Here is a 16,282-nt window from a genome sequence, read left to right on the forward strand (position 1 = left end):
ATGTGGGAGCAGTTGTATGATCCGTTTGGAAACGAGTATGTGAGCGCACTTGTGGCGCTCACTCCGATTCTCTTTTTTCTTTTGGCTTTAACTGTTTTGAAAATGAAAGGCATTCTTGCGGCATTTCTTACCCTAGCCGTCAGTTTCTTCGTCTCCGTTTGGGCATTTCATATGCCGGTTGAAAAAGCGATTTCTTCTGTTTTGTTAGGAATCGGGAGCGGGCTGTGGCCCATTGGCTACATCGTCCTGATGGCGGTGTGGCTGTATAAAATCGCAGTGAAAACCGGGAAATTTACCATTATTCGGTCCAGCATTGCCGGCATTTCGCCTGACCAACGATTACAGCTATTATTAATTGGTTTTTGTTTTAACGCGTTTTTAGAAGGCGCGGCCGGTTTTGGTGTTCCGATTGCGATTAGTGCGGCGCTGCTCGTCGAACTTGGTTTTAAACCGTTAAAAGCGGCAGCGCTCTGCTTGATTGCAAACGCCGCCTCCGGAGCCTTTGGGGCGATCGGGATTCCTGTCATCACAGGGGCGCAGATTGGTGATTTGTCTGCTCTTGAGCTGTCACGGACATTAATGTGGACACTGCCGATGATCTCATTTTTAATACCATTCCTGCTTGTATTCTTATTAGACCGAATGAAAGGAATCAAACAGACATGGCCCGCTCTTCTGGTTGTGAGCGGTGGGTATACAGCGGTTCAGACACTGACAATGGCGGTGCTCGGGCCGGAATTAGCAAACATTTTGGCGGCCTTATTCAGCATGGGCGGGCTTGCCCTCTTCCTCCGCAAATGGCAGCCGAAAGAGATTTACCGCGAGGAAGGGGCCGGCGATGCTGGTGAGAAAAAGGCATACCGTGCTGCTGATATTGTGAAAGCGTGGTCTCCTTTCTACATTTTAACTGCGGCGATCACCATCTGGAGCCTTCCTGCCTTCAAAGCGCTTTTCCAAGAAGGCGGGCTGTTATATCAATCAACGCTCCTGTTCAAAATGCCTTTTCTGCATCAGCAAATTATGAAAATGCCGCCGATTGCGCCATCTGCCATGCCGTTAGATGCAATCTTTAAAGTTGATCTGCTGTCAGCGACTGGAACAGCGATTTTAGCGGCGGTCATCGTGACAGGGCTGTTCAGCAAAAATTTCTCTTATCGGGATGCCTTTGCTTCCTTGAAGGAGACGGGAAAAGAGCTGTGGGTGCCGATTATCACGATCTGCTTCGTGATGGGGTTTGCCAATCTGGCCAACTTCGCAGGGCTCAGCTCTTCAATTGGGTTAGCATTGGCGAAAACAGGAGACCTGTTCCCGTTTGTCAGTCCTGTTCTCGGCTGGATTGGCGTGTTCATCACCGGTTCTGTTGTCAGCAATAATGCTTTGTTCGGCCATTTGCAGGTTGTCACGGGAGCGCAGATCGGTGCGGGTTCAGACTTGCTGTTAGCCGCAAATACGGCGGGCGGTGTCATGGCGAAACTTGTTTCTCCTCAATCTATCGCCATCGCTGCCGCAGCGGTCGGCCAAACAGGCAAGGAATCTAAACTGTTTAAAAGGACAGTGGCGTACAGCCTGATTCTGTTATTGATCATTTGTATATGGACGTTTATTCTTGCAAGATTAGGAGTGTAATATAAAAAAGCAGTACATGCCCAGCATGTACTGCTTTTTTATGTTAATTTGCTTTCTTTGTCATTTCGGCTGTTGTTTTCACTCTGGCTTTCCCCATAAATAAAATGGTAACCGCCGCGAGGACAATTGGAATCAAAGCGAGCAAAAACACATACGTAATACTTGATGACATCGCGTCAATAATGCGATTCAGGATCGCATCAGGAATCTGGGAACGTGTTCCCGCTTGGAATATCTCCTGCGGGTCGCCAATATTTTGCGCAGCACCTGATCCCGCTGAGCCTTTCATACCGCTGAAGGCGTCGCTCAGCTTGTTCGTGAATACGTTTGTTTGCACCGTTCCGAAAATGGTGACGCCTAAGGTCATGCCAAATGATCGCAAAAATGAATTTGTAGAGTTTGCCGTTCCCCGAAAGCGAGGTTCAAGATCATTCATCGATGCCGCCGGCAGCAGGGAGAAGTTAAAGCCTACACCAAAGCCTGAAATCATCATAAAGACTGTCAGCCATACCCGTGCTGTGTCAGGCGTCATATTGGAAAGAAGCAGCATGCCGATAAAGAAAGCTATAACAGATATCAGCATCAAATTGCGGAAGCTTGCCTTCGTTTGGAAGATCCCGCCGATCATGCTTCCGATGACTGATCCAATCATCATCGGCGTCAGAATGAAGCCCGCGCTTGTCGCCGAGCTGCCGTAGACCGCCTGAACGAAAATCGGAATAAATACCGCTAAAATAATAAATGTTCCGCCATACAGGAAAGCGAGAATCTGCGCTGTGGCAAACAAGCGGTTCTTAAACATCCAGAAAGAAATAATCGGCTCTTCTGCTTTTCTCTCCACAATAAAAAAGGCAATGAAGAAAACGGCGAATACAATAAACAGCCCGATGATCTGAATGGAATTCCAATCGTATGTTTTGCCGCCAAGCTCAAGGGCGAACATCAGACATACAATGGATACGACTAAGGTAATCGCGCCGCCCCAGTCTATTTTCTGCTTTCTGTGCTCCAGAGATTCTTTGTAGTAGCGAATAATGAAAAACAATGACAATGCGCCGATCGGCACATTGATGTAAAACACCCAGTGCCAGCTGATCGAATCTGTAATGATCGCGCCTAAGAGCGGACCAAGAACACTGGATAATCCAAATACAGCACCGAACATGCCGGACATTTTTCCGCGTTTTTCCGGCGGAAACAAATCAAAGATAATGGTAAAGGCAATCGGCAGGAGCGCGCCGCCTCCGATCCCTTGAATGGCCCGGAAGATGATCAGCTGATTCATCGTCTGGGCAATCCCGCATAAAGCAGAACCGATTAAGAAAAAAATAAGTCCAAACAGGAAAAAACGTTTTCGGCCGTACATATCGGAAAGCTTGCCGTAAATCGGCATGCCAGCCATAACCGCCACCATATAGGATGCCGTCACCCAGGCAAATTTATCGAAGCTTCCAAGATCGGCTACGATATTGCCCATCGCGGTGGCAACAATCGTATTGTCCATTGCAGACATCAAGATGCCCAGCAGGAGACCGAGGACCACAAATTTGGTGGAAGCCTGTTTTGCTGTTGTTGTGTCCATTTGTTCTACCTCCTCTTACTTTTCTATGTAAGTTCTGATATCATGATAATAGTTTGATTGTTGAATATCTCGATTATCAAGATAAACTCGATTTTATAGGGAGGACTGTCAGTTGTCAACAAGAAATTCCAGAAGTGAGTTGGAAAAGACTGCTGTTCAGCTTTTTCGAAAACTGGGCACAAGAACGGTTCTGTTTCATCAGGCAGCCGCTCAAGCTCTCGGTCTGTTTCCCACCGATTTGAAATCAGCTGACATTTTAAATGAAGCAGGGCCGATGACGGCCGGAGAGTTGGGGAAAAAAACCGGCCTCAGCACGGGTTCCGTCACGGCGCTTGTTGACCGGCTGGAAAAAGCGGGGTATGTGGCTCGTGAAAAGGACCCGAACGATCGCAGGAGAGTCGTAATCGTCCCTTTGACTGCTTCGAAAAAACATATAAAGGATTTGTTCCGTCCTCTGTCTGAGTCAACGATGGATTTGTGCCGCGAATATACGGAAGAGGAGCTGGAACTCATTTTCAGTTTTGTAGGCAAAGCCGCCGATATTATGGAGGAAGAGCTTGAACGTCTGAAACAGTAAGTGAATTTGTGCATAGCTTGGCCCGTTCCCGAATAAATTGTACAAGTTACATAAGAGAAGGGAGTACGGGCCGGTGAACATTTTTTTGAGCTATATTGTGCTGGGACTGTCCTTGTCTGCGCCTGTGGGGCCAGTGAATGCGGCGCAAATAGACAAAGGAATTAAAAACGGTTTTTGGCATGCATGGATTTTCGGTTTAGGCGCCATGACAGCGGATGGGCTGTACATGCTTTTTATCTATTTCGGGTTGTCGCAGTTCTTGACCGCTCCATTTGTGAAAACGTTTTTGTGGCTCTTCGGCTTTTTTGTCCTGACCTATACCGGAATTGAAACGCTGAAAAACGTCAGAGAACCGATGGATGTGCGAAGCTCGCGGGGGAAACCGTCATACAGGAAAACATTCGCATCGGGTTTTCTCATTTCATTGTCAAACCCATTGAGCATCCTTTTTTGGCTTGGAATTTACGGAAGCATTCTTGCGAAAACAGCAGAGGCCTACAATATGAATCAGCTTCTAATCTATAGCTCCGGCATCATGATCGGCATTTTAATCTGGGATTTCTGCATGGCTATCACAGCCAGTACGTTCAGAAACCTGCTTCATGAAAAGCTATTGAGAGGATTGACCGGAATCGCCGGTGTATCCCTCCTTGTGTTTGGCTTTTACTTTGGTTATCAGGGCATCCAACAGTTATTGGGCTGATTCATGAAGGACAGTCACCTGCCGCTTCCAGTTTTAATATAGTATCCAGATGATACTGGAGGTGGATCAATGGTGAATGGGATTTACACCAAAAGTTTTCTGGAACGTATTCAGGAAGAGCTTCCTGAATGGCAAAGAATCGCTTTTGAGCTGCTGGCAGAAACTCTGGGGGACGACGCGGATACGTTTCCGTGCATTCCCGGACGCCAGGCGTTTCTGACTGATCAGCTTCGGATTGCTTTTGCCGGAGATCCGCGGGAAAACTGTACAGCGGAGGAACTGGCTCCGTTGCTTGCGGAGTACGGCAAGATATCGCGGGACACGGGAAAATATGCATCCCTCGTTGTGTTGTTTGATACACCGGAAGATTTGGCGGAGCATTATTCGATTGAAGCGTATGAAGAGCTGTTTTGGCGCTTTTTAAATAGACTGAGTCATCAAGACGAAAAAGAATGGCCGGAAGACATTCCGGCCGATCCTGAGCATTATAAATGGGAGTTTTGTTTTGACGGCGAGCCGTATTTCATTCTGTGCGCTACACCGGGGCACGAGGCAAGAAGAAGCCGGAGCTTTCCTTTTTTTATGGTCACGTTTCAGCCAAGGTGGGTGTTTGATGACCTAAATGGATCAACTGCATTTGGCCGTAACATGAGCAGGCTGATCCGATCTCGTTTAGAGGCCTATGATCAGGCTCCGATTCACCCGCAATTAGGCTGGTACGGAGGAAAGGATAATCGTGAATGGAAGCAGTATTTCCTCCGTGATGACGAAAAACAGGTATCGAAGTGCCCGTTTTCTTATTTAAAGAACATGTTCAACAAAATGAAATAAATCAAGGACTGGCAGGGCGATCTTTATGACCCTGCTTTTTTTGATAGATCATGGTAACGATGGCGATGATCACGAGAAAACCTATGCTGACGAAAAAACCGGGCCGGCTTGATTTTTCAAACAATGTACCGGACACAGCCGCAGCAATCAGAACCATCGCTAAATAAATTTGCGTTTTTCCCATGCCCTCGGGATCAGTCAGCTTTTTGCTGGAGAACAGGATAAACAGCCAAGTGTATAAAAGCATAAGCCCCGCAGCTGTTGTCATATGCTCATAAATGTTTTTAGGCAGCACTAACGACAGAATAATGGAGAGAACAAGCCCCGCAAACGTCAGCCCAAGTGCCGGCCAGCATATTTTTTTGCCTTCCTTTAGAGTAAAGCATTTCGGCGCGTCGCCGTCATCAGCCATTGTACAAAGCAATGTCGTAACGGCAAAAAGCGAAGCGACAAGGGTCGAGAACCCGGCGATGATGAAAATCCCGTTAAATATATCAAGGATGATCTCAAGGTTATATCCTTTTAATGATGTAATGAACGGACTGTCCTGTTCAGTAAACGCGTGTAACGGAACCAAAAGCAGAGCCAGCCCGATTGAAATAATATAAATAATCGCCAGCGTTGCCAGCATCAGTTTCCCTGATTTAGACGCTTCCTCAGGTTTTTTTAAGTGAACCGCCATCAGCCCCATGACCTCAATTCCGCCAAAAGCGTAAAACGCGTAGATTAAACCTGTCCACAGCCCCATGGCGCCGTATGGGAAAAACTCAATCGTCTTATTTGGAACATGTATGCCATGATTTCCGCCGGACAGGATACCGCATAAAGCCAGGATGGCAATGACAATAAACATAAAAATAGCAGCTGTTTTAATCACTGCCAGCACGTTTTCTGTTTTTTCAAAGACGGACAGGCCGGTGAAAATAATAAGGAGCCCAAGTACTGCGTAGATTGAGGCAAACACCCATAGCGGCACTTGAGGAAACCAATGCTTCGTAAAGAGCGAAATGGCTGTCAGCTGGCTTCCGGTAATCAGCATTTCTGATGTCCAGTACACCCAGCCGTTGCTGAAGCCTGCCCATTTGCCGAATGCTTTTCGGGCATACGCACAAAACGAGCCCTTTTCCGGCTGCTTCGCCGACAGCTTGGCGAGCTGTTCAAAGACAAAATACGTACCGATCCCTGCGATCAGAAATGAAAGGAGAACGGAAAAACCGCTTTTTACAATTGCGATGCTGGAACCGAGAAAAAAGCCTGTTCCAATCGTGCAGCCGACTCCGATCAGTGACAGCTGCCACCAAGCCAGATTCCCTTTTGGCTGGTCTTTTTTTGTTTGGCTCATTATTTATTCAACCCCTTTTATCTAAGGTTAGATTGTGATCTGTCCAAAGCTTATATACATCGGATTTTTGCCTCTTTTTACATGGAGAAGGAAGCGGACGCTCATACTAATGAAAAAAGGAGCAAACCAATGACACAGCAATATATTGTGGAGCCGAAAAAAGGGCTTGGGCTGAAGCTGAAAAAGGGTCAGATTTTAAAGGTGGTTGATGTAGAAGGGCAGCAGGTGGCTGATTTTGTCGCATACCATGCCAAGGATTTTTATGAACACCTTGATCAGGGAGCGACGATAGACGCCAATCACTCCATTCATGTGAAGGTCAACGACCATCTCTACTCCAACCTGTATAAGCCGATGTTAACCCTGATTGAAGATACGGTCGGCAAGCATGATCTGCTGCTGCCCGCCTGCCGTCCTGATATGAACAGGCTCTTATATGGGAAGCAAAAGGATGAGTTTCAGGATACGTGCTATGACAATATGAACCGTGCGCTTGAGCAGTTTGGCGTACCGAAGCCTCACATGCATTACCCATTTGCGATTTTTATGAATACTGTCCTTGATGAGAAAGGGAATCTGTCTGTGGAAACGCCGCTTTCGAATGCCGGAGATTATGTAAGGCTCAGGGCGGAGATGGATTTAATTGTCGCGTTTTCTTCCTGCCCGATTGAAAAAGGGAAATGCAATGGCGACAGTGTGACATCCATACGGGTTGAAGTCAGCTGATCTCTCTTGTTCACTGTGAATGAAGACCTGTGCTATATTAAATAGGGATACATAACAGTCATGATTCATTTTCATTGATTTGGGGAAATGATCAGTAACAAGGGAAAATGTACAGGAGGAATGATTGGGATGAGCATGCAGGAAAAGATTATGCGTGAGTTACATGTGAAGCCCTCAATTGATCCAAAGCAAGAAATTGAGGACCGAGTCAATTTTTTAAAACAATATGTAAAGAAAACCGGTGCTAAAGGCTTTGTATTGGGAATCAGCGGCGGCCAGGATTCAACACTTGCGGGAAGGCTCGCTCAGCTTGCGGTGGAGAGCATTCGCGAGGAGGGCGGAGACGCTCAATTTATCGCTGTCCGTCTTCCGCATGGCACACAGCAGGATGAAGACGATGCCCAGCTTGCTTTGAAGTTTATTAAGCCGGATAAATCATGGAAGTTTGATATTAAATCGACAGTCAGCGCTTTTTCTGAACAGTATCAGCAGGAAACAGGCGATCAGCTGACGGACTTTAATAAAGGAAACGTAAAAGCAAGAACAAGAATGATCGCGCAATACGCGATCGGCGGCCAGGAAGGTCTTCTTGTGTTAGGAACAGACCATGCTGCTGAAGCAGTGACTGGTTTCTTTACGAAGTACGGTGACGGCGGAGCAGACCTCCTGCCGCTGACAGGCTTGACGAAGCGCCAGGGAAGAACCCTGCTGAAAGAGCTGGGTGCACCGGAACGCTTATACTTAAAAGAACCGACTGCCGATCTGCTCGACGAAAAACCGCAGCAGTCGGATGAAACAGAGCTTGGCATTTCCTACGACGAGATTGACGATTATCTCGAAGGAAAAGAAGTATCAGCGAAAGTATCAGAAGCGCTGGAAAAACGCTACAGCATGACTGAACATAAACGCCAGGTTCCGGCGTCTATGTTTGATGACTGGTGGAAATAAGTTGAAGAAAGCCCGCTCTCGGAGCGGGCTTTTGTCGTGTACAGGAGCTTTATTTGATGCGGATATGATTCAGCTTTACCATTAATCTGTCGGTGAACCTTCGGAGGCTGCCTCTCGTATCAGGATCTAATGGGAGTTCGGCTCTCGCGGCAATGTTCTCTGCCACATCCTGAATCGACAGGTTGTCTGTTTGAATGTGGTCCTCAAAAATGGGTGATGATAATCCTTCAACACAGCGGTCGATTTGTTTGGCGGCCCATGAGTTTTTTCCTTCTGCTCTGGTGCGCAGCCTTTTTAACAAGGTTTCCTTTGAAGCCATTAGTGTAAAGTGGTGAACGATCTTGCCTTCCTGTCTGAGCCTGCCGATGATCTCATTGAAGTATTCAGGATGTACAATCGTCATAGGCACAATAATGATGCCGCGGTATGTATCTGTCAGAGAAGCTAGCAAACTGTAATTGAACGCCCGCCATAAGGGATAGCTTTGAAAATCGTCCTTTGCGATCTCCTGCGGCACCATGGAGCGCAGCGCAAAACCCATTTTCTCGGGATCATACACGTAAGATGGGTTCAGCCTTCTGTGCAGTTCGAAGGCTGTTTGTGTTTTTCCGGAACCGAATGCCCCTTTTATCCAAATGATCATCGCCATTTCTCCCTTCCTATTCATCATACAGAAAAAGACCCTTCCATCGAAGAGTCATTTGGAAAAACAATAAAGGCGGAAGGTTTTAACGCTTTTTTGCGTCGAAGTATTAAAATACCTGCAGAAATGTTGTACAATGAATGTCATTCAGGCAAAAATGGCTAAACAACAAAGCGCACTATAAGCTTGACCGGTAAAGCCGGTATCTATATAAATATTCGTTAAATAAGCATATAATGAATATAAAATTTCATTCCTTAGGAGGATTTCGCCGAAGATGAACGCTAAACGAGCCATCCCAGTAAGAGAAAGAAATATCGTCCTGATCGGATTCATGGGTGTAGGAAAAACAACAATCGGCCAATTGGTCGCTAAAAAATTATATAGAGATTTTATTGATATTGACCAAGAGATCGAAAAGGATTTCAATATGACAATTCCTGAGATATTTGAGAAAAAGGGAGAAGACTTTTTCCGGAAAACGGAGAAGGAATATATTTTAGACATCTGCCATCATAAACGATTCAAAATCGTATCTCTGGGCGGGGGATCTTTTAAACAAGAAGAAATCAGAAATTGCTGTCTGGAAAACTGTCTCGTGCTTCATCTGGACCTGTCATGGGAGAACTGGAAGCAGCGCGCGGATTTATTGATCGAAAGCCGCCCTGTACTGCATAACCGTTCAATGGATGAAATGGAACAGCTGTTTAACGAAAGAAAAGTCATTTATGACAAGCACAATTCAAAAGTGGCAACAGACAACCTTTCCCCGGAAGAGGTTGCCGATTACATTGTTGAGACATTAAAAATTGGCTGGGATCTTTATCAGCCGATGTAAAAAGCCGTGCGCAGCGCACGGCTTTTTTTATCGTTTTATCCCTTGTATCAAAATCGCTTTTAAACAAAAGGAGATGGGCTGTCCGTTTTGGTTCAATGTAATACAGAACGTGTCGCGTGCTTCGTCTGATGCGTGGTTCAAGTGGGCAATGATTTGTTTTTCTCGGTCAGCGGGGGTTCCGCCTCGTTTGATCCAGCTATCGTATTGAATCGGCAAGTTCCACTTTTGGATGTCTTGATAGGCCAGTTGATTGGCGCTGAACATCGACTGCCATTCTGATAATGAGCTTTCTCGAACATGGGAAGGGTCTCGAAGCCGGTTCAAATGATTGACAAACTCATCAAGAATGGGATCTTCAGGCGCGTAATGATCAACTAAGAGAAAACGTCCGTCCTGTTTTAGTACGCGTGCAACCTCGCTGACAGCTTTGCGGACATCTGAAAAATGGTGGGCTGCGTATCGGCAGGTGATGATGTCAAATGAATCGTCGGGGAAGGGGAGTGACTCTGCCGTTCCTTGCTGAAAGCGTACGTTTTCAACTCCTTTTTCTTGCGCGAAGGAGGACGCAACCTCAACCATCTCTTTCGTCGCATCAACACCGATGCACTCCTGTACATAAGGAGAAAATGCCAGGGCCGTATGGCCGGCGCCCGCTCCGATATCCAGCACCCGATGCTCTGCCCGGCATTCCGCTGTTTTGATCATCAACCCCAAATCTTCCCCCTCGGCAAATACCTTTTCATCCCGATACATCTCGGCGTTTTTAGAAAACGGTGTTTCATTTGTCATTTGAACCAGCTCCTTCTTTTCGTAAATGATGATATGGATTATGTTAGCAATTTTTGTTATGATTCGTCCAAGATATAAAAATGATGAAAATGATAGGTTCAACCTATGGAGGCTGAAATGGATATTAAAGTGATGGAATATGCAGCGGAAATTGCCCGGCGCCAAAGCTTTACAAAGGCGGCGGAACATCTTCATATCGCACAGCCGTCTCTCAGCCAGCAAATCAAAAAGCTTGAGGCTGAGCTGGGGCTTACCCTTTTTCACAGATCCCATGGCTCTGTTACACTGACACCTCACGGCAGGCGTTTCATTGAAAAAGCCGAGGACATCATTCGTTCCAGAGATGATTTGCTTCGGGAAATGCAGGAGCGATCACAGGGAATCGGTCATAAATTATCCATCGGGATTCCTGCTGTAACAGGGAGATATCTCTTTCCCCCGCTGCTGAAGCAGTTTTTGGCGCGCTATCCTCATGTGGAGGTTCAGCTTGTTGAAAAAGATCCGGTTTCATTAGAGGAGATGACGGCAAAGGGAGAAGTTGACCTTTCTGTTTTATCCTTGCCCATCGAGGATGAACGGCTCTCCATTACACCCTTGCTCACGGAACCGGTTGTTCTCGCGATGCCGAAGGAAAAACAAAGGTGGATGCCGCCGGAAATGGTCGCGCTGATTGAGAAAGCGCTGGAAGGTAAGGAGGGACACCAGCCGTGTGTGCCGATTGACATGGTAAGGAACGTGCCCTTTATTCTGTTAAAAGAAGGCTTCGGCTTTCGCAGGACAGTTCTCGATCTCTGCGCGGAAAGCGGCTTTAAGCCGAATGCTGCCTTTAAGACGAGCCATATTGAAACCGCCCAATCTCTTGTGGCTAATGGATTAGGTGTGACTATGGCACCGAATATGGTCAGAAGGGATAAAGATCCAGGTGTGATCTATTTATCGATTCAATCCGCGCCATCACGAACCCTCGTCTTTGTCTTTTTAAAGAACCGCTATGTCAGTCTGACGGCCCAGGCCTTTATGGAACTAAGCCGGGAAAGTCTTAAACAAACGTTTGATGAAGGCTGTCTGGGAAACAAAGATGAAAATATTTAGAAAACAAAGACGAAACGTGGTAGTATAGGAATACAAACTAAATCTTATAAAACAAAGGGGAATAATCGGAAATGCAACTATTCGATCTGCCGCTCGACCAATTGCAAACATATAAGCCTGAAAAAACAGCACCGAAAGATTTTTCTGAGTTTTGGAAATTATCTTTGGAGGAACTTGCAAAAGTCCAAGCAGAACCTGATTTACAGCCGGTTGACTATCCTGCTGACGGAGTAAAAGTGTACCGTCTCACATATAAAAGCTTCGAAAACGCCCGCATTACCGGATGGTACGCGGTGCCTGACAAGGAAGGCCCGCATCCGGCGATCGTGAAATATCATGGCTACAATGCAAGCTATGATGGTGAGATTCATGAAATGGTAAACTGGGCACTCCATGGCTACGCCGCATTCGGCATGCTTGTCCGCGGCCAGCAGAGCAGCGAGGATACGAGTATTTCACCGCACGGTCACGCTTTGGGCTGGATGACGAAAGGAATTCTTGATAAAGATACATACTATTACCGCGGTGTTTATTTGGACGCCGTCCGCGCGCTTGAGGTTATCAGCAGCTTTGACGAGGTTGACGAAACAAGGATCGGTGTGACAGGAGGAAGCCAAGGCGGAGGTTTAACCATTGCCGCAGCGGCGCTGTCAGACATTCCAAAAGCCGCGGTTGCCGATTATCCTTATTTAAGCAACTTCGAACGGGCCATTGATGTGGCGCTTGAACAGCCGTATCTTGAAATCAATTCCTTCTTCAGAAGAAATGGCAGTCCGGAAACAGAAGTGCAGGCGATGAAGACACTTTCATATTTCGATATTATGAATCTCGCTGACCGAGTGAAGGTGCCTGTCCTGATGTCAATCGGCCTGATTGACAAGGTCACGCCGCCGTCCACCGTGTTTGCCGCCTACAATCATTTGGAAACAGAGAAAGAGCTGAAGGTGTACCGCTACTTCGGACATGAGTATATCCCTGCTTTTCAAACGGAAAAACTTGCTTTCTTTAAGCAGCATCTTAAAGGCTGATAAAATGTGAAAAGCCGCCGCATATCATCAGGCGGTTTTTTTCTGCAAACTGCCGGAATGAGAACAGACTGGAGACGAATAGATATGAAACAAAGAATCATTGATGAATTAAAACGGATCGAGCAGTCATACGGAGTCAAAATCGTGTATGCCGTCGAGTCAGGAAGCCGCGCATGGGGATTTCCCTCGCAGGATAGTGATTACGACGTCCGCTTTATTTATGTTCCGAAAAAGGAGTGGTACTTTTCAATTGAGCAGGAGCGTGATGTCATTGAGGAACCGATTCACGATTTGCTGGATATCAGCGGCTGGGAGCTGAGAAAAACGCTTCGGCTTTTCAAAAAGTCAAACCCTCCGCTACTCGAATGGCTGTCCTCAGACATTGTGTATTATGAAGCATTTACGACCGCAGAGCAGTTAAGAAAACTGCGCACGGAGGCATTTAAGCCTGAAGCAAGCGTGTATCACTATATCAATATGGCGAGAAGGAACGTCAAGGATTATCTACAAGGACAAGAGGTCAAAATTAAAAAGTACTTCTACGTTCTTCGGCCTATTTTGGCCTGCCAATGGATTGAAAAGCACGGAACCATACCGCCAATGGACTTTACTGTTTTGATGAATGAACTTGTTGCTGAACCCGAGCTGAAGGCTGAAATGGAAACCTTGCTTGAACGGAAAAGAAGAGGGGAAGAGCTTGACCTCGAAGCAAGAATCGATGTTATTCACCAATTCATTGAAACGGAAATCGAAAGAATCATGGAAGCGGCAAAAGAACTGAAGGCAGAGAAAAAAGATATGACATCTGAATTGAACCGTTTGCTTTTGAATACGGTTGAAGAAGTGTGGAAGGATGGAGGAAGCTGATGTTTTTTGTCGCTTCCTTTTCTCCTTTATTCGACAGAATCCCCCCCGACTTTCTAACTATCTGATTGTGGCAAACCCACAAAAATAATCAGAATCTTTGTATTTTGAGAATATTGTGAACGGTGGTTTTGTCCATTTACAATAAACTCATACAAATACTTCTTAGATTGCGGGGTGTTGAGGTTGGAAGTGATCACAAGAGATTTTTTCTTATTTTTATCCAAAAGCGGCTTTCTCAATAAAATGGCGAGGAACTGGGGAAGTCGGGTAGCAGCGGGTAAAATTATCGGCGGGAATGACTTTAACAGTTCAATCCCGACCATTCGACAGCTTAACAGCCAAGGCTTGTCAGTTACTGTCGATCATTTAGGCGAGTTTGTGAACAGCGCCGAGGTCGCACGGGAGCGTACGGAAGAGTGCATTCAAACCATTGCGACCATCGCGGATCAGGAGCTGAACTCACACGTTTCTTTAAAAATGACGTCTTTAGGTTTGGATATAGATATGGATTTGGTGTATGAAAATATGACAAAAATCCTTCAGACGGCCGAGAAACATAAAATCATGGTCACCATTGACATGGAGGACGAAGTCAGATGCCAGAAAACGCTTGATATTTTCAAAGATTTCAGAAAGAAATACGAGCATGTGAGCACAGTGCTGCAAGCCTATCTGTACCGGACGGAAAAAGACATTGACGATTTGGATTCTTTAAACCCGTTCCTTCGCCTTGTAAAAGGAGCTTATAAAGAATCAGAAAAAGTAGCTTTCCCGGAGAAAAGCGATGTCGATGAAAATTACAAAAAAATCATCCGAAAGCAGCTCTTAAACGGTCACTATACAGCGATTGCCACACATGACGACAAAATGATCGACTTTACAAAGCAGCTTGCCAAGGAACATGGCATTGCCAATGACAAGTTTGAATTTCAGATGCTGTACGGCATGCGGTCGCAAACCCAGCTCAGCCTCGTAAAAGAAGGTTATAACATGAGAGTCTACCTGCCATACGGCGAGGATTGGTACGGCTACTTTATGAGACGCCTTGCAGAACGTCCGTCAAACATTGCATTTGCTTTCAAAGGAATGACAAAGAAGTAAAAAAGGAGAGATTATCATGACAACACCTTACAAACACGAGCCATTCACAAATTTCCAAGATCAAAACAACGTGGAAGCGTTTAAAAAAGCGCTTGCGACAGTAAGCGAATATTTAGGAAAAGACTATCCGCTTGTCATTAACGGCGAGAGAGTGGAAACGGAAGCGAAAATCGTTTCAATCAACCCAGCTGATAAAGAAGAAGTCGTCGGCCGAGTGTCAAAAGCGTCTCAAGAGCACGCTGAGCAAGCGATTCAAGCGGCTGCAAAAGCATTTGAAGAGTGGAGATATACGTCTCCTGAAGAGAGAGCGGCTGTCCTGTTCCGCGCTGCTGCTAAAGTCCGCAGAAGAAAACATGAATTCTCAGCTTTGCTTGTGAAAGAAGCAGGAAAGCCTTGGAACGAGGCGGATGCCGATACGGCTGAAGCGATTGACTTCATGGAGTATTATGCACGCCAAATGATCGAACTGGCAAAAGGCAAACCGGTCAACAGCCGTGAAGGCGAGAAAAACCAATATGTATACACGCCGACTGGAGTGACAGTCGTTATCCCGCCTTGGAACTTCTTGTTTGCGATCATGGCAGGCACAACAGTGGCGCCGATCGTTACTGGAAACACAGTGGTTCTGAAACCTGCGAGTGCTACACCTGTTATTGCAGCAAAATTTGTTGAGGTGCTTGAAGAGTCCGGATTGCCAAAAGGCGTAGTCAACTTTGTTCCGGGAAGCGGAGCGGAAGTAGGCGACTATCTTGTTGACCATCCGAAAACAAGCCTTATCACATTTACGGGATCAAGAGAAGTTGGTACGAGAATTTTCGAACGCGCGGCGAAGGTTCAGCCGGGCCAGCAGCATTTAAAGCGTGTCATCGCTGAAATGGGCGGGAAAGATACGGTTGTTGTTGATGAGGATGCGGACATTGAATTAGCGGCTCAATCGATCTTTACTTCAGCATTCGGCTTTGCGGGACAAAAATGCTCTGCAGGTTCACGTGCAGTAGTTCATGAAAAAGTGTATGATCAAGTATTAGAGCGTGTCATTGAAATTACGGAATCAAAAGTAACATCTAAACCTGACAGTGCAGATGTTTATATGGGACCTGTCATTGACCAAGGTTCTTATGATAAAATTATGAGCTATATTGAGATCGGAAAACAGGAAGGGCGTTTAGTAAGCGGCGGTACTGGTGATGATTCGAAAGGATACTTCATCAAACCGACGATCTTCGCTGACCTTGATCCGAAAGCAAGACTCATGCAGGAAGAAATTTTCGGACCTGTCGTTGCATTTTGTAAAGTGTCAGACTTTGATGAAGCTTTAGAAGTGGCAAACAATACTGAATATGGTTTGACAGGCGCGGTTATCACAAACAACCGCAAGCACATCGAGCGTGCGAAACAGGAATTCCATGTCGGAAACCTATACTTCAACCGCAACTGTACAGGTGCTATCGTCGGCTACCATCCGTTTGGCGGCTTCAAAATGTCGGGAACGGATTCAAAAGCAGGCGGGCCGGATTACTTGGCTCTGCATATGCAAGCAAAAACAATCAGTGAAATGTTCTAAGCGGGACTAAATGGGCATCCTCCCT

At 46.2% G+C, this 16,282-nt stretch carries 16 protein-coding genes; 12 read left to right on the plus strand and 4 right to left on the minus strand.

The features are described from left to right. Positions 1-1,626, plus strand: a complete 1,626-nt coding sequence (locus MKX38_RS01775; RefSeq protein ID WP_339188421.1) for an L-lactate permease — start codon at positions 1-3, stop codon at positions 1,624-1,626. A gap of 43 nt (positions 1,627-1,669) precedes the next feature. Here MKX38_RS01775 and bmr3 read toward each other — a convergent pair whose 3' ends face one another. After that, positions 1,670-3,208, minus strand: a complete 1,539-nt coding sequence (bmr3, locus tag MKX38_RS01780; protein WP_003234681.1) for a multidrug efflux MFS transporter Bmr3 — start codon at positions 3,206-3,208, stop codon at positions 1,670-1,672. Between the two features lie 112 nt (positions 3,209-3,320). On the opposite strand from bmr3, the gene MKX38_RS01785 reads away from it, so the two are divergent. From MKX38_RS01785 to MKX38_RS01795, 3 genes are all read left to right on the plus strand, one after another. Next, the gene (locus MKX38_RS01785; RefSeq protein WP_003246360.1) at positions 3,321-3,785 is read left to right on the plus strand and encodes a MarR family transcriptional regulator; all 465 of its coding nucleotides are present in this window, start codon (positions 3,321-3,323) and stop codon (positions 3,783-3,785) included. Between the two features lie 73 nt (positions 3,786-3,858). Beyond that, the gene (locus tag MKX38_RS01790; protein ID WP_015252870.1) at positions 3,859-4,488 is read left to right on the plus strand and encodes a LysE family translocator; all 630 of its coding nucleotides are present in this window, start codon (positions 3,859-3,861) and stop codon (positions 4,486-4,488) included. A 69-nt stretch (positions 4,489-4,557) separates the two neighbouring features. Further along, positions 4,558-5,319 carry a YqcI/YcgG family protein gene (locus tag MKX38_RS01795; protein WP_044052645.1) on the plus strand — a complete coding sequence of 254 codons (762 nt, stop codon included), beginning with the start codon at positions 4,558-4,560 and terminating at the stop codon, positions 5,317-5,319. 1 nt (position 5,320) lies between these two features. Here the strand turns inward: MKX38_RS01795 and MKX38_RS01800 are convergent, their stop codons facing one another. Beyond that, positions 5,321-6,661, minus strand: a complete 1,341-nt coding sequence (locus MKX38_RS01800) for an amino acid permease (RefSeq protein ID WP_003234675.1) — start codon at positions 6,659-6,661, stop codon at positions 5,321-5,323. Between the two features lie 129 nt (positions 6,662-6,790). On the opposite strand from MKX38_RS01800, the gene MKX38_RS01805 reads away from it, so the two are divergent. After that, a complete protein-coding gene (locus MKX38_RS01805) occupies positions 6,791-7,387 on the plus strand; it encodes a DUF1989 domain-containing protein (protein WP_003246345.1) in 597 nt (198 codons plus the stop codon). Between the two features lie 129 nt (positions 7,388-7,516). Then, positions 7,517-8,335: an ammonia-dependent NAD(+) synthetase gene (nadE, locus tag MKX38_RS01810; protein WP_019712417.1), complete on the plus strand. Its 819-nt coding sequence runs from the start codon at positions 7,517-7,519 to the stop codon at positions 8,333-8,335. A gap of 49 nt (positions 8,336-8,384) precedes the next feature. On the opposite strand, the gene tmrB is transcribed toward nadE, so the two are convergent. Then, complete coding sequence (tmrB, locus tag MKX38_RS01815; RefSeq protein WP_339189373.1) at positions 8,385-8,978, minus strand: tunicamycin resistance ATP-binding TmrB; 594 nt, start codon at positions 8,976-8,978, stop codon at positions 8,385-8,387. 277 nt (positions 8,979-9,255) lie between these two features. Between tmrB and MKX38_RS01820 the strand changes: the two genes are divergently transcribed. Beyond that, on the plus strand, positions 9,256-9,816 hold the full coding sequence (locus tag MKX38_RS01820; protein ID WP_019712415.1) for a shikimate kinase: 561 nt from the start codon (positions 9,256-9,258) through the stop codon (positions 9,814-9,816). Between the two features lie 27 nt (positions 9,817-9,843). On the opposite strand, the gene MKX38_RS01825 is transcribed toward MKX38_RS01820, so the two are convergent. Further along, positions 9,844-10,647, minus strand: a complete 804-nt coding sequence (locus tag MKX38_RS01825) for a class I SAM-dependent methyltransferase (RefSeq protein ID WP_258185527.1) — start codon at positions 10,645-10,647, stop codon at positions 9,844-9,846. 75 nt (positions 10,648-10,722) lie between these two features. Here MKX38_RS01825 and MKX38_RS01830 point away from each other — a divergent pair, with 75 nt between their 5' ends. The 5 genes from MKX38_RS01830 to pruA all read left to right on the plus strand — a co-directional run bounded on the left by MKX38_RS01830 (position 10,723) and on the right by pruA (position 16,257). Then, the gene (locus tag MKX38_RS01830; protein ID WP_019712413.1) at positions 10,723-11,697 is read left to right on the plus strand and encodes a LysR family transcriptional regulator; all 975 of its coding nucleotides are present in this window, start codon (positions 10,723-10,725) and stop codon (positions 11,695-11,697) included. A gap of 71 nt (positions 11,698-11,768) precedes the next feature. Further along, a complete protein-coding gene (gene cah, locus MKX38_RS01835; RefSeq protein ID WP_015382711.1) occupies positions 11,769-12,725 on the plus strand; it encodes a cephalosporin C deacetylase in 957 nt (318 codons plus the stop codon). A gap of 84 nt (positions 12,726-12,809) precedes the next feature. Further along, complete coding sequence (locus tag MKX38_RS01840) at positions 12,810-13,592, plus strand: nucleotidyltransferase domain-containing protein (protein WP_003246492.1); 783 nt, start codon at positions 12,810-12,812, stop codon at positions 13,590-13,592. Positions 13,593-13,781: 189 nt separating this feature from the next. Next, entirely contained in the window at positions 13,782-14,693 is a 912-nt protein-coding gene (putB, locus tag MKX38_RS01845) for a proline dehydrogenase PutB (RefSeq protein ID WP_003246421.1), read from the plus strand. Between the two features lie 16 nt (positions 14,694-14,709). Then, positions 14,710-16,257, plus strand: coding sequence for an L-glutamate gamma-semialdehyde dehydrogenase (gene pruA / locus MKX38_RS01850; protein WP_042977246.1), 1,548 nt, complete (start codon positions 14,710-14,712; stop codon positions 16,255-16,257). The last annotated feature ends 25 nt before the right edge of the window (positions 16,258-16,282 follow it).

Source organism: Bacillus sp. FSL M8-0025 (assembly GCF_037975475.1).
Classification (GTDB): Bacteria; Bacillota; Bacilli; order Bacillales; family Bacillaceae; genus Bacillus; species Bacillus subtilis.

What these genes read in the sequence shown, in the direction of transcription:
- MKX38_RS01800 (WP_003234675.1), bottom strand. Translation starts at nt 6,661, where the DNA reads ATGAGCCAAACAAAAAAAGACCAGCCAAAAGGGAATCTGGCTTGGTGG.
- MKX38_RS01830 (WP_019712413.1), top strand. Translation starts at nt 10,723, where the DNA reads ATGGATATTAAAGTGATGGAATATGCAGCGGAAATTGCCCGGCGCCAA.
- MKX38_RS01820 (WP_019712415.1), top strand. Translation starts at nt 9,256, where the DNA reads ATGAACGCTAAACGAGCCATCCCAGTAAGAGAAAGAAATATCGTCCTG.
- cah (WP_015382711.1), top strand. Translation starts at nt 11,769, where the DNA reads ATGCAACTATTCGATCTGCCGCTCGACCAATTGCAAACATATAAGCCT.
- MKX38_RS01775 (WP_339188421.1), top strand. Translation starts at nt 1, where the DNA reads ATGTGGGAGCAGTTGTATGATCCGTTTGGAAACGAGTATGTGAGCGCA.
- MKX38_RS01840 (WP_003246492.1), top strand. Translation starts at nt 12,810, where the DNA reads ATGAAACAAAGAATCATTGATGAATTAAAACGGATCGAGCAGTCATAC.
- MKX38_RS01805 (WP_003246345.1), top strand. Translation starts at nt 6,791, where the DNA reads ATGACACAGCAATATATTGTGGAGCCGAAAAAAGGGCTTGGGCTGAAG.
- pruA (WP_042977246.1), top strand. Translation starts at nt 14,710, where the DNA reads ATGACAACACCTTACAAACACGAGCCATTCACAAATTTCCAAGATCAA.
- MKX38_RS01795 (WP_044052645.1), top strand. Translation starts at nt 4,558, where the DNA reads ATGGTGAATGGGATTTACACCAAAAGTTTTCTGGAACGTATTCAGGAA.
- bmr3 (WP_003234681.1), bottom strand. Translation starts at nt 3,208, where the DNA reads ATGGACACAACAACAGCAAAACAGGCTTCCACCAAATTTGTGGTCCTC.
- tmrB (WP_339189373.1), bottom strand. Translation starts at nt 8,978, where the DNA reads ATGATCATTTGGATAAAAGGGGCATTCGGTTCCGGAAAAACACAAACA.
- nadE (WP_019712417.1), top strand. Translation starts at nt 7,517, where the DNA reads ATGAGCATGCAGGAAAAGATTATGCGTGAGTTACATGTGAAGCCCTCA.